This is a genomic window from Bradyrhizobium sp. S3.2.6 (assembly GCF_040546885.1).
GTDB lineage: Bacteria > Pseudomonadota > Alphaproteobacteria > Rhizobiales > Xanthobacteraceae > Bradyrhizobium > Bradyrhizobium cytisi.
Map to the genome: position 1 here is coordinate 119,221 of NZ_JBEPOS010000005.1, position 18,256 is coordinate 137,476.

16 protein-coding genes are annotated in these 18,256 nt (G+C 64.1%); 11 read left to right on the top strand and 5 right to left on the bottom strand.

Going from position 1 to position 18,256, the window contains the following annotated elements; genetic code table 11:
• Positions 1–16: 16 nt before the first annotated feature.
• On the top strand, positions 17–1,714 hold the full coding sequence (locus ABID58_RS12775; RefSeq protein ID WP_354032885.1) for a S53 family peptidase: 1,698 nt from the start codon (positions 17–19) through the stop codon (positions 1,712–1,714).
• A gap of 9 nt (positions 1,715–1,723) precedes the next feature.
• On the opposite strand, the gene ABID58_RS12780 is transcribed toward ABID58_RS12775, so the two are convergent.
• Positions 1,724–2,569 (bottom strand): SDR family NAD(P)-dependent oxidoreductase, encoded by an 846-nt coding sequence (locus ABID58_RS12780; RefSeq protein ID WP_354032886.1) that lies wholly within the window; start codon positions 2,567–2,569, stop codon positions 1,724–1,726.
• A gap of 192 nt (positions 2,570–2,761) precedes the next feature.
• On the opposite strand from ABID58_RS12780, the gene ABID58_RS12785 reads away from it, so the two are divergent.
• The 3 genes from ABID58_RS12785 (at position 2,762) to ABID58_RS12795 (ending at position 6,263) form a co-directional block, all read left to right on the top strand.
• On the top strand, positions 2,762–4,258 hold the full coding sequence (locus tag ABID58_RS12785; RefSeq protein ID WP_148753220.1) for an aldehyde dehydrogenase family protein: 1,497 nt from the start codon (positions 2,762–2,764) through the stop codon (positions 4,256–4,258).
• A 120-nt stretch (positions 4,259–4,378) separates the two neighbouring features.
• Complete coding sequence (locus tag ABID58_RS12790) at positions 4,379–5,506, top strand: alkene reductase (protein WP_354032887.1); 1,128 nt, start codon at positions 4,379–4,381, stop codon at positions 5,504–5,506.
• Between the two features lie 250 nt (positions 5,507–5,756).
• Positions 5,757–6,263 (top strand): GFA family protein, encoded by a 507-nt coding sequence (locus ABID58_RS12795; protein ID WP_354032888.1) that lies wholly within the window; start codon positions 5,757–5,759, stop codon positions 6,261–6,263.
• On the opposite strand, the gene ABID58_RS12800 is transcribed toward ABID58_RS12795, so the two are convergent.
• Entirely contained in the window at positions 6,217–6,642 is a 426-nt protein-coding gene (locus ABID58_RS12800) for a TfoX/Sxy family protein (protein WP_354032889.1), read from the bottom strand. The genes ABID58_RS12795 and ABID58_RS12800 overlap by 47 nt on opposite strands.
• Before the next feature lie 145 nt (positions 6,643–6,787).
• On the opposite strand from ABID58_RS12800, the gene ABID58_RS12805 reads away from it, so the two are divergent.
• Positions 6,788–8,449 (top strand): thiamine pyrophosphate-binding protein, encoded by a 1,662-nt coding sequence (locus tag ABID58_RS12805; RefSeq protein ID WP_354032890.1) that lies wholly within the window; start codon positions 6,788–6,790, stop codon positions 8,447–8,449.
• A 13-nt stretch (positions 8,450–8,462) separates the two neighbouring features.
• On the opposite strand, the gene ABID58_RS12810 is transcribed toward ABID58_RS12805, so the two are convergent.
• A complete protein-coding gene (locus tag ABID58_RS12810; RefSeq protein ID WP_148753224.1) occupies positions 8,463–9,842 on the bottom strand; it encodes an LLM class flavin-dependent oxidoreductase in 1,380 nt (459 codons plus the stop codon).
• Between the two features lie 240 nt (positions 9,843–10,082).
• On the opposite strand from ABID58_RS12810, the gene ABID58_RS12815 reads away from it, so the two are divergent.
• From ABID58_RS12815 to ABID58_RS12840, 6 genes are all read left to right on the top strand, one after another.
• Positions 10,083–11,483 carry a M20 family metallopeptidase gene (locus ABID58_RS12815; protein WP_354032891.1) on the top strand — a complete coding sequence of 467 codons (1,401 nt, stop codon included), beginning with the start codon at positions 10,083–10,085 and terminating at the stop codon, positions 11,481–11,483.
• Positions 11,484–11,567: 84 nt separating this feature from the next.
• Positions 11,568–12,479, top strand: coding sequence for an amino acid ABC transporter substrate-binding protein (locus tag ABID58_RS12820; RefSeq protein ID WP_148753226.1), 912 nt, complete (start codon positions 11,568–11,570; stop codon positions 12,477–12,479).
• A 253-nt stretch (positions 12,480–12,732) separates the two neighbouring features.
• Positions 12,733–13,464, top strand: coding sequence for an amino acid ABC transporter permease (locus ABID58_RS12825; RefSeq protein ID WP_148753227.1), 732 nt, complete (start codon positions 12,733–12,735; stop codon positions 13,462–13,464).
• 4 nt (positions 13,465–13,468) lie between these two features.
• Positions 13,469–14,161, top strand: a complete 693-nt coding sequence (locus ABID58_RS12830) for an amino acid ABC transporter permease (RefSeq protein WP_354032892.1) — start codon at positions 13,469–13,471, stop codon at positions 14,159–14,161.
• Positions 14,162–14,173: 12 nt separating this feature from the next.
• The gene (locus ABID58_RS12835; protein WP_148753229.1) at positions 14,174–14,905 is read left to right on the top strand and encodes an amino acid ABC transporter ATP-binding protein; all 732 of its coding nucleotides are present in this window, start codon (positions 14,174–14,176) and stop codon (positions 14,903–14,905) included.
• 188 nt (positions 14,906–15,093) lie between these two features.
• Entirely contained in the window at positions 15,094–15,954 is an 861-nt protein-coding gene (locus ABID58_RS12840; protein WP_354032893.1) for a D-amino-acid transaminase, read from the top strand.
• Between the two features lie 142 nt (positions 15,955–16,096).
• On the opposite strand, the gene ABID58_RS12845 is transcribed toward ABID58_RS12840, so the two are convergent.
• Positions 16,097–16,558 (bottom strand): carboxymuconolactone decarboxylase family protein, encoded by a 462-nt coding sequence (locus ABID58_RS12845; RefSeq protein ID WP_354032894.1) that lies wholly within the window; start codon positions 16,556–16,558, stop codon positions 16,097–16,099.
• A 25-nt stretch (positions 16,559–16,583) separates the two neighbouring features.
• Positions 16,584–18,203, bottom strand: a complete 1,620-nt coding sequence (locus ABID58_RS12850) for an MDR family MFS transporter (protein ID WP_354032895.1) — start codon at positions 18,201–18,203, stop codon at positions 16,584–16,586.
• Between the last annotated feature and the right edge of the window lie 53 nt (positions 18,204–18,256).

The following is an 18,256-nucleotide window of genomic DNA, read 5'->3' on the forward strand; positions in this document are numbered from 1 at the left end:
GGGCGGGGGCCCGGCTATGGCATCAAAGGCTAAGGCGCGTACCGGCCGCAGGGCGGCCACCAATCGCAAGGCAGCAAAGCGTGACGACAAGACCGGATCGGCAGGCGCGGCAAAGCGCCCTGTCGTTGTCTCCGGCAGCGCGCGCCCACCCACGGCGGGGGCCAGGCGTCTGCGCGACGAGAATCCGCGTCAGCATGTCGAGATCACGCTGACATTGCGTGGACCCAAGTTGCCGGACGCCGACAAGCTCGGAGGTCGAGCGCTGTCGCGAGCCCGGTTCAGGGCACGGTACAGCGCCTCGAAGAGCGACGCCGACAAGGTGTCACAGGTCCTGCGCAAATTCGGCCTCAAGGTCGTGGATGTGTCGCTTGAGACGCGCAGCATGCGCGTGAGCGGGACTGTCGCGCAGATGGAGAAGGCGTTTCAGCCGCGCCTCGGCGTCTATTGGAGCGAGGATCAGGGGCAATTCCGCGATCGGGAGGACGACTACAAGATTCCCGCTTCGCTGAAGAAGATCGTCACTGCGTTGATCGGATTCGGCCAGCGGCGTGTCATGTGGCGGAGCAGGGCGAGGATCGGTGCCGGCTTGACGCCGCTCAGCCCGTCTTCGCTGGAAGCGCTGTATCATTTTCCGCCTGGGGACGGCGCCGGACAGAAGATCGCAATTGCCGAGTTCGGTGGCGGCTATTTTGCCGGGGACCTCGCACTCCACTGCAAGACATTCGGTCGCAAGAGGCCCAAGGTTGAGATCGTCTCGATCAACTGGCCGGTACGCAACCGCAGGCAAATCGAGCAATTGCCAAAGGACGATCGTCAGGACGCACTCGACGATACCGGCGAAGTGATGATGGACGTCGAGGTGGCTGCAGGCCTGGCTCCCGGTGCCAAGCTGTCCGTCTATTTTGCGACTTTCGATCAGAAAGGCTGGGTCGATTTATTGAACCGCGTCATCAAGGACAGGCCGGTGGCACTGTCGGTGAGCTGGGGGTCTGCAGAGGATTCCAGTGATTGGTCGCCCGCGGCACGTACGGCCATCAACGAGCGGCTCCAGGCGGCTGCCGCGCTGGGCATCACGATCTGCGGCGCCTCGGGCGACGATGGCGCCGGCGACGAGGAGACGGACGGCGCTGCCCATGTGGACTTTCCGAGCTGCAGCCCGTTCGTTCTCGCGGTCGGCGGCACGATGATCATGCGGCTCGGCGGTGAGGTCACGGAGCAAGTGTGGTGGGAGACGCCGGGGCGGCGCATGAAAGCAGGAGGAGGGGCAACGGGTGGAGGCGTCAGTGAGGTATTTCGTCGTCCTGCGTGGCAGCGCGGAATCGATATTGCTTCCCTGAACGGCTCCGGTCATTGGGGGCGCATCGTGCCTGATATTGCGGCGCTTGCCGGCCCACCCGGCTACGCGATGATCTTCCGCGGCAAGCCGGATTATGGCGGCGGGACCAGCGCGTCTGCGCCGCTCCTGGCTGCGCTCATCGCGCGCGTCAATGCGCTTCTGCCGTCGGAGAAGCGGCAGCGCTTCCTCGCTCCATTGCTCTATCGCAAATCGCCGCTTGGCCGGCCGATAGGAGATCTTGTCTGCTACGACATCACCATCGGCCACAACGCGTCCAAGCCAAAGCCCGGCGTCGGATACGAAGCGCGGCGCGGGTTCGATGCGGTGTCCGGCTGGGGCGCGCCGATCGGCACCGCGCTCCTGCTTGCGCTGAGCTGATCGTCTCGGTTAGCTCCGATCGACGAACTTCTTGAACGCATCCGCGTAATCCGGATGCCAGCGCGACAGCGGCGGCCGGTTCTCGACGATATCGCCGGCGGCCCAGAGCAGGCGCTTCTCGTCGAGCGCGCGCGGCACGTCGTTGTCCGGGCAGAGGATGTAGAAGTCGCCGGCCTCGAGTCGCGCAAGCATGAAATCGACCGTCTGCTCCGGTGTCCACGCGCCGGCCGGCTTTTCGGTGCGACCCTTCGCGGTGAGCCCGGTAAACACGAAGCCGGGAATCAGCAGATGCGCGGTGACGTGGCAATCCCTGGTGTTGCGCAGCTCATGCTGGAGCGCTTCGGTAAATGCCTTCACGGCGGCCTTAGAGACGTTGTAGGCGGGATCGCCGGGCGGGGTGGTGATGCCCTGCTTGGAGCCGGTGTTGATGATCAGGCCGGCCTTGCCGCGCGCGATCATAGCGGGCGCGAAGATGCGCGCGCCGTTGATGATGCCCCACATGTTGACGGCAATGATGCGCTGCCAATTGTCTGATAGGCCGAACAATGTGCTGCCCGGCTGGATGCCGGCATTGTTCATCAACAGGTCCGTGCCGCCGAAATGCGCGCCCACGGCGCGTTCCAGTTCCGTCACGCTTTCAATACGGCTGACGTCCACCGCGGACGTCATCACATTCGCGGTCCCCGCGATCGATGACAGTTTTGTTGCGGCCTCTGCCAGCCGTCCCTCGTCGACGTCGGCGATGCATACCTTCATGCCGGCGCGCGCAAACGCTGTTGCCGCCGCAAGACCGATGCCGGAGGCACCCCCGGTGATCACGGCGACATTGCCCTTGGCGATGACAGGATGCGGCATGGCTATTCTCCGGGAAGGGGCGTTGCGCTCGGTCGAGCTATAACATGGCGCTCGCGCGACCCTGCACAAGTCGGCATGGCAGGGCTTCGTTCTACGCCGACTTTACGCCCTTCCGGCGCCGCTGTATTCTGTTTGACCTAACGGTCCCGCCCAGATCGAACCCAATCAATCACCTACCTAGGGAGTGCAGCCATGGCTGTGTCGCAGGCTATTCCGATCACGCGCCATCCGTTCGCCAACGGGTCCTACAAGCAGATGCTGATCGACGGGAAGTGGGTGGATGCCGCGTCCGGCAAGCGCTTCGAGACCCACAATCCCGCGACTGGGGAACTGCTCGCGACCGTTGCCGAGGGCGACAAGGAAGACATCGACCGTGCGGTCGCCGCCGCCCGCCGTGCCTTCGAGGGTCCCTGGAGCAAGGTCAAGCCGTTCGAGCGGCAGAACCTGCTGCTCAAGCTCGCCGATCTTGTCGAGAAGAATTTCGACGAATTGTCGCAGCTCGACACACTCGACATGGGCGCACCGCTCAGCCGCACCCGCGCCTATCGCCTGCGCGCGGTCGGCATGCTGCGCTACTACGCCGGCCAGACCACCGCGATCCACGGCGAGACCATCGAGAACTCGCTGCCCGGCGAGATCTTCTCCTACACGCTGAAGGAGCCGGTCGGTGTCGTCGGCGCCATCATTCCCTGGAACGGCCCGCTCACCGCGACGCTCTGGAAGATTGGCCCGGCGATCGCGACCGGCTGCACCGTGGTGCTCAAGCCTGCCGAAGAAGCGCCGCTGACCTCGCTGCGCATCGCCGAGCTCGCGATGGAAGCCGGCATTCCACCCGGCGTCGTCAACGTCGTCCCCGGCTATGGCGAGACCGCGGGTGCTGCGCTGGCCTCGCATCATGACGTCGACAAGGTTGCCTTCACCGGCTCGCATGTCACGGGTCAGTCGATCATCCGTGCCTCGGCCGGCAACCTCAAGCGCGTGTCGCTCGAGCTCGGCGGCAAGTCGCCGGACATCGTGTTTGCCGACGCCGACCTCGATGCCGCCGTGCCGGGTGCCGCGATGGCGGTGTTCGCCAACTCCGGCCAGATCTGCAGCGCCGGTACGCGGCTGTTCGTCGAGCAGTCGATCTACGAGGAATTCGTCGGCCGTGTCGCCGAATTCGGCAAGAAGCTGCAGGTCGGCAACGGCCTCGATCCGAACACCCAGATCGGCCCGCTGGTCTCCGAGCAACAGCTTGAGCGCGTCACCGGTTATCTCGACATCGGCCAGAAGGAAGGCGCGCGAGCACTTGCCGGCGGCGGCCGCGTCACCGAAGGTGCGTTGTCGAAGGGCTTTTTCGTCTCGCCGACGGTGTTCGCGGGCGTCCAGGACAACATGCGCATCGCGCAGGAGGAGATCTTTGGTCCGGTCATCTCCGCGATCGCGTTCAAGGACATGGACGAGCTGGTCAAGCGCGCCAACAACACCACGTTCGGACTCGGCTCGGGCCTGTGGACGCGGGACGTCACCAAGGCGCATGCGGTCGCGAAACGCTTGCGCGCCGGCTCGGTGTGGGTCAATTGCTATCAGGCGATGGACCCCGCCGTGCCGTTCGGCGGCTATAAGATGAGCGGCTACGGCCGCGAGTCCGGCAAGCAGCACGTCGAGGAATATCTCAACGTGAAGGCCGTCTGGATCAAGACGGCGTAACATCTGTCCTCTGCCGCGTTCCGCGCTGGGGAATATCTGCTTTTAGAGGGGGCGGCGCCTTTTTCCGGCGGCCGCCCTCGCTATATGATCCGCATCCTTTCAAAGACATCCGGGGCCCACATGAAATTCGAGGCGTTGTTTAGACCGTTGCAGGTCGGTCCGTACAAGCTCGCGCATCGCGTCGCGATGGCGCCGCTGACGCGCATGCGCGCCGAGCGCGAGAGCTTTTCGCCGCGGCCGCTCAATGCCGAATATTACGGCCAGCGCGCCACGCCGGGCGGTCTGCTGATCGCTGAAGCGTCGCCCGTGCTCTCGCACGGCCGCGGCAATCCGGCGACGCCCGGCATCTATTCGGAGGCGCAGATTGCCGGCTGGCGCAAGGTGACGGATGCCGTGCACGCCAAGGGCGGCATCATCTTCCTCCAGCTCTGGCATGTCGGCCGCGTCTCGCATTCGACCTATCATGGTGGTGCGCTGCCGGTCTCGGCCTCGGCGATCGCGATCAAGGCCGAAGGCATGAAGGCGATGACTGCCGACGGCAAGCTCGCCGACTACGAGACGCCGCGCACGCTGGAGACGGAAGAGGTCAAGGGCATCGTCGAGGCTTTTAGGCAGGCCGCGAAGAACGCGCTCGCCGCCGGTTTCGACGGCGTCGAGATCCACGGCGCCAACGGCTATCTGCTCGAGCAGTTCTTGCAGTCGCGCAGCAACCAGCGCACCGATCAATACGGCGGCCCGATCGAGAACCGCGCACGGCTTCTGATGGACGTCACGCAGGCCGCGATCGAGATCTGGGGCGCCAACCGCGTCGGCGTGCGACTGTCGCCGCACGGCATCGCCAACGATTCCGGCGAGCCCGATCCGATGCCGCTCTACACCCACGTGGTGAAGGCGCTCGACAAGCTCGGCCTTGCCTATCTGCACTTCATCGAGCCGCGCTCCAGTGGCGCGGGCCGTGCCGATGTTCACTGGGAGAACGTGCCGTCAGCCATGGTGCTGTTCCGCCCGCACTACAGCGGCGTGCTGATGACCGCCGGCGGCTTCACCGGCGAGACTGCGAATGCCGCGATCGCCGACGGTCACGCCGACATCATCGCATTCGGCCGCATCTTCATCTCCAACCCCGATCTGCCGCGGCGGCTCGAGCACGACCACCCGATCACCCCGTACAACCGCGCGACCTTCTATGGCGGCGAGGAGAAGGGGTACACGGACTATCCTGTTTATGACGAGCTGGCGCCGGCCTAGGCTCTTTCCGTCATTCCGGGGCGATGCGGAGCATCGAACCCGGAATCCATTTCACGTCCTGGCTTGCCGCTCGATGGATTCCGGGCCCGCGCCTTTCGGCGCGTCCCGGAATGACGAGCTTGATTTGTCACGCGATCGCACCACAAACTCCGTCATTGCGAGCGCAGCGAAGCAATCCAGAGTCTTTCCGCAGAGGCGGTCTGGATTGCTTCGTCGCAAGTGCTCCTCGCAATGACGCCGGAGAGAGACAATGGCCAAAGCCGCAGTTGCCGCAGGAATCGCCACCGGCCAATGCCTCTGCGGCCAGGTCACCTTCGAGATCGACGTCCCCGCGCGCTGGGCCTGGCACGATCACTCTGCCAATAGCCGCCGCGCCCATGGCGCGGCCTACGCCACCTATGTCGGCAGCTGGAAGAAGCGCTTTCGCATCACTTCGGGCAAGACCGCTCTCACCCGCTACGAGGACAAGGCGACCAAGACCGCGCGCAGCTTCTGCGCCCATTGCGGCACGCCGATCGCCTATGAGCGCCCCCGCGGCCCGCACATGGTCAACATTCCCCGTGCGCTGTTCAAGGAGCGCACCGGACGCCAGCCACTCTATCACATCGCCATCGAGGAGCTGCAGGAATGGGCCTATACCGGCGAGCCGCTGGTGCCGCTGAAGGGTTTTCCGGGCGTGGTCTGGCAGCGCTCAAAAAAGAAGAAGCGCGCTAGCGGCGAGGACCCGTTCGAATTGGGGCGCGAGGAGGCGCTTTAGCCTTCGCGTTGGCCGCCGCCGTGCGCGGCGCAGCCTTCCTCGCTGGCGGCTTGGTCGGCATCGTCGCCACGAAATCGAGCGCGCGCTTCACCCAGAGCTTGAGCCTGACATCGGTTCGCGTGCCCTCATCAGAGACCCGCACGAACCCGGTCATGATGCGCCCGCGCATTTCCATCGGACTCGTGTGTGGCTCCTTCAGCATCCGCGCATGTGCCTCGGGGCCGACGCGAAACAGCATGCCGCCGCGGCCGCTGATGGTGCAGCACATGACGTTGTCCACCATGAAACAAAGCCCGCCCATCATCTTCTTCTCCGCGACGTGGCGTTGGCCCGCCAGCAACCTGCGAACCCGTGCGGCGGTGCCTTCGTCGTAGGCCATGACGGTCCCTCCGGCTTCGACCTATCTTTCCAGCTTCTCCTCGCGCGCGCAAGGCAGCCATGAGCGCGCTTCCTTGCGCGCATCCTCCGACTTCGGTCATCATGCGGCTCCCCCCGCGGCAACGCCTGCGAGGCCTGGAGGAAACATGAAGAATAAGATCACCGGCCGTTCCGCCTTTCTCGCGTTGCTCAAGGACGAGGGCATCACGCATCTGTTCGGCAATCCCGGCACCACCGAGTTGCCGATCATGCATGCGCTGAAGGAACATCTCGATCTCACCTATGTGATGGCGATGCAGGAGAGCCTGGTGGTGGCGATCGCGGACGGTTACAGCCGCGCCTCCGGCAAGCTCGTCGCCTGCAACGTCCATGTCGCGCCTGGCCTCGGCAACGCGATGGGCTCGCTCTACAACGCCCAGTTCACGGGCACGCCGATGATCCTGACTGCGGGCCAGCAGGAGCAGGGCCACGGGCTGATGGAGCCGGTGCTCTACGGCCCGCTGGTGCGCATGGCCGAGCCGCTGGTGAAATGGGCGGTCGAGGTGACGCGGCTGGAGGATTTGCCGCGCATCGTGCGCCGCGCCGCCAAGGTCGCGATGACGCCGCCGACCGGACCGGTGTTCATCTCGCTGCCGGGCGATATCCTGAACAGCGAGGCCGGCATTGATCTCGGCCGCTCCACCCGCATCGACGCGCGCACCAAACCGTCGGATGAGGCGCTCAGGGCTTTTGCTGCACGCCTGCTGAAGGCCGAGCACCCGGTGATCGTCACCATGGACGAGGTCGTCAAGAGCGATGCGTTGAAGGAGGCAGCCGAACTTGCCGAACTGCTCGGCGCTGCCGCCTATCAATCCTCGACGCCCTATGGCTCGCACTTCCTTTCGGAGAGCCCAAGCTTCGTCGGTGCGCTGGCCCGCGTGCAGAAGGTCGCGCGCGATATGCTCGCGCCCTACGATCTCCTGGTCGCGCTCGGCGGCGATCCCCTGCGGATGTCGGTCTATAGCGAGGTCGATGCGCTGCCTGACGGACTCGGCATTGTGCAGGTCGGTCTCGCCGATTGGGAGATCGCCAAGAACTACGGCGCCGAGATCGCGCTGAAGGCGGATGTGAAGGAGACGCTGCGCGCGCTGATCCCGGTGCTGAAGGAGATGGGTAGTGCCGCATTGGCGCAACGCGCAAAACAGCGGCTCGCCGAGCTTGCGCCGAAGAACTGGAGCGCGCGCCGCGCTGCGCTGGTCGAGCAGATCGGCAAGAGCGCCGGTCGCGCGCCGATCGATCCCGACTATCTGGTGCTGCAAATGGTCGAAGCCATGCCGGACCATGCGATCCTGGTCGACGAAGGCCTCACCTCCGGCCGCCAGATCACGGCGCTGCGTCCGCACCGCGATCGCTATGACTATCACGGTCTCGCCTCGGGCGGCATCGGCTGGGGCCTGCCGGCCTCGGTCGGTGCCAGCATCGCCAATCCGGATCGGCCCGTCGTGTGCTTCTCCGGCGACGGCAGCGCGATGTATTCGATCCAGGCGCTGTGGACGGCCGCACATCACAAGCTGCCGCTCAACGTCGTCATCGCCAACAATGGCGGCTATCGCATCATCAAGCAGCGCCTGCTCGCCTTCCATGGCGACGACAATTATGTCGGCATGGACTTTGTCGATCCGCCCGTGGATTTCGCCGGCGTGGCGAAGGCACTCGGCTGCGAGGCGATCAAGCTCAGCGATCCCCGCGAGCTGAAGGCAACGCTGGCATCGGCGTTTGGCCGGCCCGGAACGAAGCTGATCGAGGTGATGGTGGACGGGAAGGTGTAGGGCGACCCCGGGCCTACCCCTTTGTCCCCACCCGATATCCCGCCGCCGGATGCGGCGCGTCGAGCCTCGCGCGGCCGCCGCCGAACAGCTTCTCCCGCAGCGTGCCCTCGGCATATTCCGGCTTGTACCGTCCGCGCCTGGTCAGCTCCGGCACCAGCATGTCGGCGATGTCCTCGAAATCGCCGGGCGAGATCGCAAACGCGACATTGAGGCCGTCGACGTCGGTCTTCTCGAACCAATCCTCGATCTTGTCAGCAACGCTCTCCGGCGTGCCGACCACGACCGGGCCGGCGCCGCCGATGCCGACATGCTCGATGACGTCGCGCACGGTCCAGACGCGGTCGGGGTCGCCGCGGGTGACGTTGTCGAGTGCGCTGCGACCGGCATCGTTTTGAACGTGCCGGACCTGCTGGTCGAGCTCGTAGCCGGAGAAGTCGATGCCGGTCCATCCCGACATCAGCGCGAGCGCGCCTTCGGGATTGATATGCGACCGGTAGTCGGCGTATTTCGCCGCGGCTTCGGCTTCGGTATTGCCGAGGATGATCGTCATCATGTTGAACATGAGGATCTCTGCCGGGTTGCGGCCGAGCGCTGCGGCCTCCTGGCGGATCGCCGAGACGCGCGGTGCAATGATCTTGGCCGAGGGTCCCGACATGAACACGCATTCGGCATGCTTGGCCGCGAACTGCCGCCCGCGCGGCGAGGTGCCGGCCTGGTACAGCACCGGCGTGCGCTGCGGCGACGGCTCGCTGAGGTGAATGGTGTTGTTGATGCGGTAATTCGCACTCTCATGATTAACGCGATGAACTTTTGTGGGATCGGTGAAGATGCCGCGCTTGCGGTCCCGCAGCATCGCGCCGTCCTCCCAGCTTCCTTCCCAGAGCTTGTAGACCACTTCCATATATTCATCGGCGATGTCGTAGCGGTCGTCATGCCCGGCCTGCTTGTCCTTGCCGGCGCCGCGCGCGGCGCTGTCGAGATAGCCGGTGACGACGTTCCAGCCGATCCGACCCTCGGTCAGATGGTCGAGCGTCGACATCCGCCGCGCGAACGGGTAGGGCGGCTCGAACGAGAGATTGCTGGTGACGCCGAATCCCAGGTTCTTGGTGACCGCGGCCATCGCCGAGAGCAGAAGCAGCGGCTCGTTCGACGGCGTCTGCGCCGCATTGCGCAAGGCTGCGTCGGGGCTGTTGCCATAGACATCGTAGACGCCGAGCACGTCGGCCAGGAACAGTCCGTCGAAACGGCCGCGTTCCAGCGTCTTGGCGAGATCGATCCAGTAGGGCAGGCGGTTATATTCGGCGGTGCGGTCGCGCGGATGGGTCCACAGGCCCGGTGATTGATGCGCGACGCAATTCATCGCAAAGGCGTTGAGCCTGATCTGCTTGGCCATATGGTCTCCCGGCGCCCTGTACTGAGCGCTCTTCGAATGATAGATGTGCGCCCCAACTTGGCGAAGTTCTTGCATATATCGCGACCTTGGCAAGGCCAAAATCAGCAGCGCTGCCGCCCTTGGCAAGCCAATCTCAAGAGAGCAAGAAGCAAATCCCAAGAGCGATCCAAGCCCCGCCACTTCCGAGCGCCAGTGTAGCCCGCTAAGCTCGCCCGCCTCGAGACCTTGAAAAAGCAAGTCATGACCAGAGCCGACGCCATCGCCCGCGCCCGCGACGATTTCAAATCCGGTGGGTTCCTCGCCGAACTCGATCGTCGCGTCGGCTTCAAGACCGAAAGCCAGAATCCGTCGCGCGGCCCCGAGCTGCGCGCCTATCTGGAGCAGGAGATGCAACCGGCTTTTGCCGCGCTCGACTTCACCAGCCGCATCGTCGAATCCCCCAGCGGCAGGGCACCGTTCCTGTTCGCCGAGCATATCGAGAGCACGTCGCTGCCGACCGTGCTGATCTATGGCCATGGCGACGTCGTCGACGGCATGGAGGGCGAGTGGCGCGATGGCCGCGATCCCTGGCGCACGACGGTTGTGGGCACGCGCCTCTACGGCCGCGGCACCGCCGACAACAAGGGCCAGCACAGCATCAACATGGCGGCGCTCCGTGCGGTGCGCGAGGCGCGCGGCGGCAGGCTCGGCTTCAATGCAAAATTCATCGTCGAGATGGGCGAGGAGATCGGCTCGCCCGATCTCGGCAAGATCTGCGACCTCAACCGCGACGCGCTCAAGGCCGATCTGTTCATGGCCTCCGATGGGCCGCGGCTGTCGGCGGATCGGCCGACGCTGTTTCTGGGCTGCCGTGGCGGCATCCGCATCCATCTCGACGTGAACCTGCGCGACGGCGGCCATCATTCCGGCAATTGGGGTGGCGTGCTTGCCAACCCCGCGACCATCCTGGTCAATGCGATTTCGACGCTGGTCGACGGCCACGGCCGGCTTCAGCTCGACGCGCTGAAGCCCCCGCGGCTCACTAACCAGATCCGCAGCTATCTTGCTGATGTGCAGGTGGTGCCGACCGAGGACGAGCCCGCGCTTGCGGAGAACTGGGGTGAGGACGGTCTATCCGCGGCCGAACGGCTCTATGCCTGGAACACGCTGGAGGTGCTGGCGGTGTCGTCGGGCAATATCGAGAAGCCGGCGAACGCCATTCCCGGCCACGCCAATGCCGTGCTGCAGCTGCGTTTCGTGGTCGGCACAAGGGTCGATGGCCTGATCGACGCCATCCGCGGCCATCTGGTTGCAAAGGGCTTTCCGATGGTCGAGGTGCGGGCGGCCCAGAGCTTTGCTGCCTCGCGCACCGATTTCGACAGCCCCTGGATCAAATGGGCGGCGGATTCAGTCCAAAACACCACCGGCAAGGTGCCGGCCGTGCTGCCGAACTTCGGCGGCTCGCTGCCGAACGACGTATTTTCCGAGATTCTGGGCCTGCCGACGATCTGGGTCCCGCACTCCTATCCCGGCTGCTCCCAGCATGCGCCCAATGAGCACATCCTGCTGCCATTGACCGAAGAGGCCTTGACGGTGATGGCCGGGCTGTTCTGGGATCTCGGGGAATTGCCAAAGCCGCTGACCCGAGGCCAATTAACCTGAGCCGGCATCCAGCCGAAAGTCACATTCTAATCCGGGCCGAGATGTGCTTGCATCCGGCCGCATCATCCTGAAAGGGGAGAAAAAGTGAAACATTTCCGTTACATCGGCCTTGCGCTCGCTGCGACCTTCGTCGTCAGCCAGGCCGGCGCCGAAGAGCTGACCGGCACGCTGAAGAACATCAAGGACACCGGCGCCATCACGCTCGGCTTCCGCGATTCCTCGATCCCGTTCTCCTATCTCGACGACAATCAGAAGCCCGTCGGGTTCGCGATGGATATCTGCTACAAGATCGTCGATGCCGTGAAGAAGGAGCTCAAGCTCGACAAGCTCGAGGTGAAGCTCAATCCGGTCACCTCGGCGACCCGTATCCCGCTGATGGCCAACGGCACCATCGACCTCGAATGCGGCTCCACCACCAACAATGCCGAGCGCCAGAAGCAGGTCGCCTTCACCAACACCCATTATCTGACCGCCAGCCGCTATGTCTTCAAGAAGTCGAGCGGGCTGAAGTCGATCGACGATCTCAAGGGCAAGACGGTGGTCTCCACCGCCGGCACCACCAACATCAAGCAGCTCACCGAGGCCAATGTCGCGAAGGGACTGGGTGCCAATATCATCCCGGCCAAGGACCATGCCGAGGCCTTCCTGATGGTCGAAACCGACCGCGCGGTCGCCTTCGTGATGGACGACGTTCTGCTCGCGAGCCTGGTTGCCGGCTCGAAGTCGCCGGATGACTACGTCATCTCCAAGGATGCGTTCTCCAAGCCCGAGCCCTACGGCATCATGCTGCGCAAGGACGATGCGCCGTTCAAGAAGGTGGTCGATGCGGCGACCGCTGCGGTCTACACCTCCGGCGAGGCCCAGAAGATCTACGACAAGTGGTTCACCGCCAAGATCCCGCCGAAGGGCCTCAACCTCAACACGCCGATCTCGGCCGAGCTGAAGAACGAATTTGCCAAGCCTTCGGACTCACCGAACCCGGACGACTATAAGTAGGATGCTATTTGCCTCTCCCCGCTTGCGGGGAGAGGCCGGATTCAAGCGCAGCTTGAGTTCCGGGTGAGGGGGACTCTCCACGAGTCCGACTATCACCTCCCTCGCGGAGAGCCCCCCTCACCCTAACCCTCTCCCCGCAAGCGGGGAGAGGGAATTCCGCAGGAGAGTGGCCGGACATTTGCATACACGGCCAAGACCTATTTTCGAGACCTACTCAAGACGCCTGTGATTGGCGCGTTCGCGCGGGGGACACGTGAACTACCACTGGAACTGGGGAATTTTCTTCGAGCCGAACCCGATGGGGACCGGCACCTATCTCGACATGCTGCTGTCGGGACTGGTGCTGACCCTGAAGACGGCGGTGCTCGCCTGGATCATCGCGCTGGTCTTCGGCTCGATCGTCGGCGTCATGCGGACGCTGCCGTCCAAGGCCGCCGGCTGGTTCGGCTTCTGCTGGGTTGAGTTCTTTCGCAACATGCCGCTGCTGGTGCAGCTGTTCCTGTGGTACTTCGTACTGCCGGAATTGTTGCCGAAGTCGACCGGCACCTGGCTGAAGCAACTGCCGAACGCGCCGTTCTGGACGGCGGCCATCGGCATCGGATTTTTCATGTCAGCCCGCGTCGCGATACAATTGCAGGCCGGCATCGGCTCGCTGCCGCGCGGTCAAAAGATGGCGGCAACGGCGCTCGGTCTCACGACCTTTCAGGGCTATCGATATATCCTGCTGCCGATGGCATTCCGCATCATCCTGCCGCCGCTGACCTCGGAGTTCCTCAACACCATCAAGAACACGGCGGTCGCCATCACCATCGGTCTGCTCGAGCTGACCGGCCAGGCGCGCTCGATGCAGGAGTTCTCTTTTCAGGTGTTCGAGGCCTTTACCGCTGCAACGCTCCTCTACCTCCTCGTCAACGCCGTCGTCGTGACAGCGATGCGCTTCCTCGAGCGCTGGGTCGCGATCCCCGGCTACATCACGGGGAAATAGCGCCATGTTCAGCAATTTTGATTTCGGGGTTGTCATCCGTGCGTTGCCCTATCTGTTCTATGAGGGCATGTCGTTCACGCTGATGCTGACGGGCCTCGCAGCACTTGGCGGCCTCGTCTTCGGCACCGCGATCGCGCTGATGCGGCTGTCCGGGTACAAGACGCTCGGCCGCATCGCCGGCGTCTATGTCGACTTCATGCGCTCGCTGCCGCTGGTGCTGGTGATCTTCTGGTTCTACTTCCTGGTGCCTTATATCGGACAATGGGTGACCGGTGCCTCGCGCCCGATCAGCGTCGGCGCGTTCGCTTCCTCGCTCATCACCTTCGTCATGTTCGAGGCGGCATATTTCTCCGAGATCATGCGCGCCGGCATCCAGTCGATCTCGCGGGGACAGCCGGCCGCGGCCAACGCGCTTGGCCTGACCTACGCCCAGACCATGCGCTACGTCGTGCTGCCGCAGGCGTTCCGCAACATGCTGCCGGTGCTGATCACGCAGACCATCGTGCTGTTCCAGGACACCTCGCTGGTCTACGTGTTGTCGATCACCGATTTCCTCGGTGCGGCCAGCAAGGTCGCGCAACGCGACGGCCGTCTGGTCGAGATGTACCTGTTCGCCGCCGTCGTCTACTTCACCATTTCCTGTATCGCGTCCTTTGGCGTGCGCCGTCTTCAGGCGCGCATCGCCATCATCCGCTAGAGCAAGTCGGTCATGATCGAAATCAGCCACGTCAACAAATGGTACAGCCCGACCTTCCAGGTGCTGACCGATTGCACCACCAGCGTCACCAAGGGCGAGGTCGTCGTGGTCTGCGGACCCTCCGGCTCGGGCAAGTCGACGCTGATCAAATGCGTCAACGCGCTGGAGCCGTTCCAGGAAGGCGACATCAGCGTCGACGGCACCAAGGTCAACGATCCCAAGACCAATCTGCCGAAGCTGCGCTCGCGCGTCGGCATGGTGTTCCAGCATTTCGAGCTGTTCCCGCATCTGAAGATCATCGACAATCTCTGCCTCGCCCAGCAGAAGGTTCTCGGGCGGTCGTCCGACAAGGCGGTGGCGAAGGGCATGCAGCTCCTGGACCGCGTCGGCCTGAATGAGCAGGCGCAGAAATTTCCGGCGCAGCTTTCCGGCGGTCAGCAGCAGCGTGTCGCGATCGCGCGCGCGCTCGCGATGGATCCGATCGTGATGCTGTTCGACGAGCCGACCTCGGCGCTCGACCCTGAAATGGTCAGCGAGGTGCTCGACGTCATGGTCGATCTCGCGCGCGAAGGCATGACCATGATGGTCGTGACCCACGAAATGGGCTTTGCCCGCAAGGTCGCCAACCGCGTGATCTTCATGGACCGCGGCGAGATCGTCGAGGATGCGCCGAAGGACGATTTCTTCGGCAAGACGCGCAGCGACCGCGCGCAGAAGTTCTTGTCGAAGATCTTGTCGCACTAATCTCCGCCGTCATTCCGGGATGGCCCGAAGGGCCAGGCCCGGAATCCATCGGGCCGCAGTACATGAGGTGAGATGGATCCCGGGCTCGCGCTACGCGCGCCCCGGGATGACGAAGAGCGGGGTTTATCGCGCTCACCAAATCCCCTATACAGGTCGATAAATCTCCCTTTCCCGCCAGGAGACCAGCCTTGGATTCGACCGCCTACGTCAACGGCTCATTCGTCCCGCTCTCGGACGCGAAGATCTCGGTGCTCGACCGCGGCTTCCTCTTCGCCGACGGCATCTATGAGGTCTCGGCCGTGCTCGACGGCAAGCTCGTCGACAACGCCTCGCATCTGGCGCGGCTGGAGCGCTCGGTCGGCGAGATCAGCTTGAGGCTGCCGGAGACGGTCGAGCGCATCACCGAGATCCAGAAGGAATTGATCGCCCGCAACAAGGTCGTGAACGGCCTGGTCTATCTCCAGGTCACCCGCGGCGCCGACAAGGGCCGCGACTTCGCCTTCCCCAAGGGCGACGTCAAGTCGAGCCTGGTGATGTTCACCTCCGAAAAGGACATCATCAACGCAGCTTCCGCCAAGACCGGCATCAACGTGATCACGGTGCCCGACATCCGCTGGGAGCGGCGCGACATCAAGAGCGTGGCGCTGCTGGCGCAGGTGCTGGCGAAGCAGGCGGCGGCAGAAGCTGGCGCCGGCGAGGCCTGGATGCTGCAAGACGGTTATGTCACCGAAGGTGGCTCGTCGTCAGCGTTCATTCTCACCAAGGATGACGTCATCGTCACCCGCAAGAACTCCAACGCGATCCTGCCCGGTTGCACCCGCAAGGCCGTGGTCGCGCTCGCCGAAGAGCGTCAGCTCCGCGTCGAGGAGCGTTCCTTCACTGTGGAAGAGGCACTCGCGGCGAAGGAAGCCTTTGCGACGTCGGCCTCGCTGTTTGTCCAGCCGGTGGTGGCGATCGACGGCAAAAAGGTCGGCGACGGCAAGCCCGGCCCGCTTGCCGCGCGGCTTCGCGAGATCTATGTGGAGTTCGCCAAGGCGACGGCGGTCTGAGCCACACCCACCGCCGTCGTCGCCCGCGAAGGCGGGCGATCCAGTACGCCGCGGCGGTTGTTATAGACTTCGCTGTCTCTGGAATACTGCATGCCCCGCCTTCGCGGGGCATGACAGTTGCCCGCGAGGGCGTGTCGCACCCCTACGCCACCGACGCCTTCACCTTCACCGGATGAACCGCGCGGAACGCGATCGCTAGCCTGTTCCAGGCATTGATGGCGCCGATCAGCATGGTCAGGTTCACCGTCTCTGCGTCGGAGAACTGCGCGCGGACCTCGGCGTAGACGTCGTCGGGCGCGCGCGTTTCCGCGATCAGCGTCACCGACTCGGTCCAGGCCAGCGCGGCGCGCTCGCGGTCGGTATAGAGCGGGGATTCGCGCCAGGCGTTGAGCAGATAGATGCGCTGCTCGGTCTCGCCGCGCTTGCGGGCATCCTCGGTGTGCATGTTGATGCAGAAGGCGCAGCCGTTGATCTGCGAGGCGCGGATCTTGACGAGCTCGATCAGCGATTTCTCCAGACCCGTCGACTGAATCTGCTCTTCCAGCGCCATCAGCGCCTTCATCGTGTCGGGGGCGGCCTGGTAGAAATTCATGCGGGGCTTCATGGTCGTTCTCCTTTGCTGGGTTGATTCAGTGAGTTCCGCCGGCCGAGGCCTGGCCGGGCTTCTTCAGGAAGAATACGGCGATCAGGGCCACGATCAGCGCCATGCCGAGCAGGTAGAAGGTGTCGCTAAAGGCAAAGATGTAAGCCTGCTTCTGAACGGTATGGCCGATCGCGACATAGGCGCGATGCGCTGCGTCGGCACGGTCGAGCACGCCGTGGTTGATGAAATACTGCGTGAGCTGTTCCAGCCGCATGCGGGTGGCCTGCTCGAACACCGAAACCGACTGCATCAGCACGTTGGAGTGATACTGCTCGCGCTTGGTCAGCACGGTCTGGAGCAGCGCTATGCCGACGGCGCCGCCGAGATTGCGCATCATGTTGAACAGGCCGGAGGCCGATCCCGCGTTCTCCGGCTCGATGCCGGCGGTTGCCACGGCCGACAGCGGCGCCAGCACCAGCGCCTGGCCGATGGCGCGTACGACGTTGGGCCACAACAGCTGGTCGGCGGCGTAGTCGTTGGTCATATAGATGTTCATGAAGTTTGAGCCTGCGAACAGCACGAAGCCGACGCCGATGATGATCCGCGCGTCGAACTTCTGCATCAGGCGCGGAACCAGTGGGATCAGCACGAGCTGCGGCAATCCGGTCCAGGCCAGCACTGCGCCGATCTGCTCGGCATTGTAGCCCTGGATGCGCGACAGATATTGCGGCAGGATGAACACCGAACCGTAGAGCGCGACGCCGAGCAGGAAATTGGCGAGCATGCCGAAGCCAAAATTGCGGCGGACCAGCAGGCGCAGGTTCAACAGCGGCTTCTTGACCGTGAGCTCGATGATCAGGAACGCGCCTAGCGCCACGACTGCGATGACGGACAGCTTGACGATGAAGGGCGAGCCGAACCAGTCGTCCTTGTTACCTTCCTCCAGCACGGTCTGGAGCGCGGACAGGCCGATCGCCATGGTGATGATGCCGGCCCAGTCGCCGTCCGCGAGCAACGACAGCTTCATGGGCCTGGCGTCGAGTGCGTACCAGAGCATGCCGACCATGATCGCGCCCGGCACGAGGTTGACGTAGAAAATGTACTGCCAGCCGAAATTCTCGGTGAGATAGCCGCCGATAGTCGGGCCGATCGCCGGCGCGAACGTCGCTGACAGCGCGAACAACGCAAGACCCACCGGTTGCTTGGCACGCGGCAGCAGCGTGATGATCAGCGTGAAAGCCATCGGGATCAGCACGCCGCCGGTAAAGCCTTGCACGGCGCGCAGCACGATCATCTGCGGCAGGTCCTGCGCCAGCGCACAGGCCGCGGAGAGAACCAGGAACAGGATCGCATTGGTGAGCAGATAGATCCGGATCGAGAACACCTGCGCGAGCCAGCCGGACAGCGGGATCACCACGATCTCGGCGATCAGGTAGGAGGTCGAGATCCAGCCGCCGTCGTCGATGCCGGCGCCGATCGCGCCCTGGATGTCGGCGAGCGAGGCGTTGACGATCTGGATGTTCAGCACTGCCATGAAGGCGCCGAGCGTGGCACCGATCACCGCGATCCAGGTTTTGGCAGAGACGGCCGGCGCTGCGGGAGCTGCAGCCAGAGCGGGGAGATTGGCGGCGGAAGCGGCGTTGAGCGTCGGTTGAAGCGTGCTCATGGAAGCCTCGTCTCGGTTGCAGAGACAGGATGCATTAGGCGGATGGTTTGGAT

Excerpts from the sequence above, each read along its gene's own strand:
- ABID58_RS12810 (WP_148753224.1), bottom strand. The coding sequence starts at position 9,842 with ATGGCCAAGCAGATCAGGCTCAACGCCTTTGCGATGAATTGCGTCGCG.
- ABID58_RS12785 (WP_148753220.1), top strand. The coding sequence starts at position 2,762 with ATGGCTGTGTCGCAGGCTATTCCGATCACGCGCCATCCGTTCGCCAAC.
- ABID58_RS12835 (WP_148753229.1), top strand. The coding sequence starts at position 14,174 with ATGATCGAAATCAGCCACGTCAACAAATGGTACAGCCCGACCTTCCAG.
- ABID58_RS12830 (WP_354032892.1), top strand. The coding sequence starts at position 13,469 with ATGTTCAGCAATTTTGATTTCGGGGTTGTCATCCGTGCGTTGCCCTAT.
- ABID58_RS12805 (WP_354032890.1), top strand. The coding sequence starts at position 6,788 with ATGAAGAATAAGATCACCGGCCGTTCCGCCTTTCTCGCGTTGCTCAAG.
- ABID58_RS12780 (WP_354032886.1), bottom strand. The coding sequence starts at position 2,569 with ATGCCGCATCCTGTCATCGCCAAGGGCAATGTCGCCGTGATCACCGGG.
- ABID58_RS12790 (WP_354032887.1), top strand. The coding sequence starts at position 4,379 with ATGAAATTCGAGGCGTTGTTTAGACCGTTGCAGGTCGGTCCGTACAAG.
- ABID58_RS12815 (WP_354032891.1), top strand. The coding sequence starts at position 10,083 with ATGACCAGAGCCGACGCCATCGCCCGCGCCCGCGACGATTTCAAATCC.
- ABID58_RS12800 (WP_354032889.1), bottom strand. The coding sequence starts at position 6,642 with ATGGCCTACGACGAAGGCACCGCCGCACGGGTTCGCAGGTTGCTGGCG.
- ABID58_RS12845 (WP_354032894.1), bottom strand. The coding sequence starts at position 16,558 with ATGAAGCCCCGCATGAATTTCTACCAGGCCGCCCCCGACACGATGAAG.
- ABID58_RS12795 (WP_354032888.1), top strand. The coding sequence starts at position 5,757 with ATGGCCAAAGCCGCAGTTGCCGCAGGAATCGCCACCGGCCAATGCCTC.
- ABID58_RS12850 (WP_354032895.1), bottom strand. The coding sequence starts at position 18,203 with ATGAGCACGCTTCAACCGACGCTCAACGCCGCTTCCGCCGCCAATCTC.
- ABID58_RS12775 (WP_354032885.1), top strand. The coding sequence starts at position 17 with ATGGCATCAAAGGCTAAGGCGCGTACCGGCCGCAGGGCGGCCACCAAT.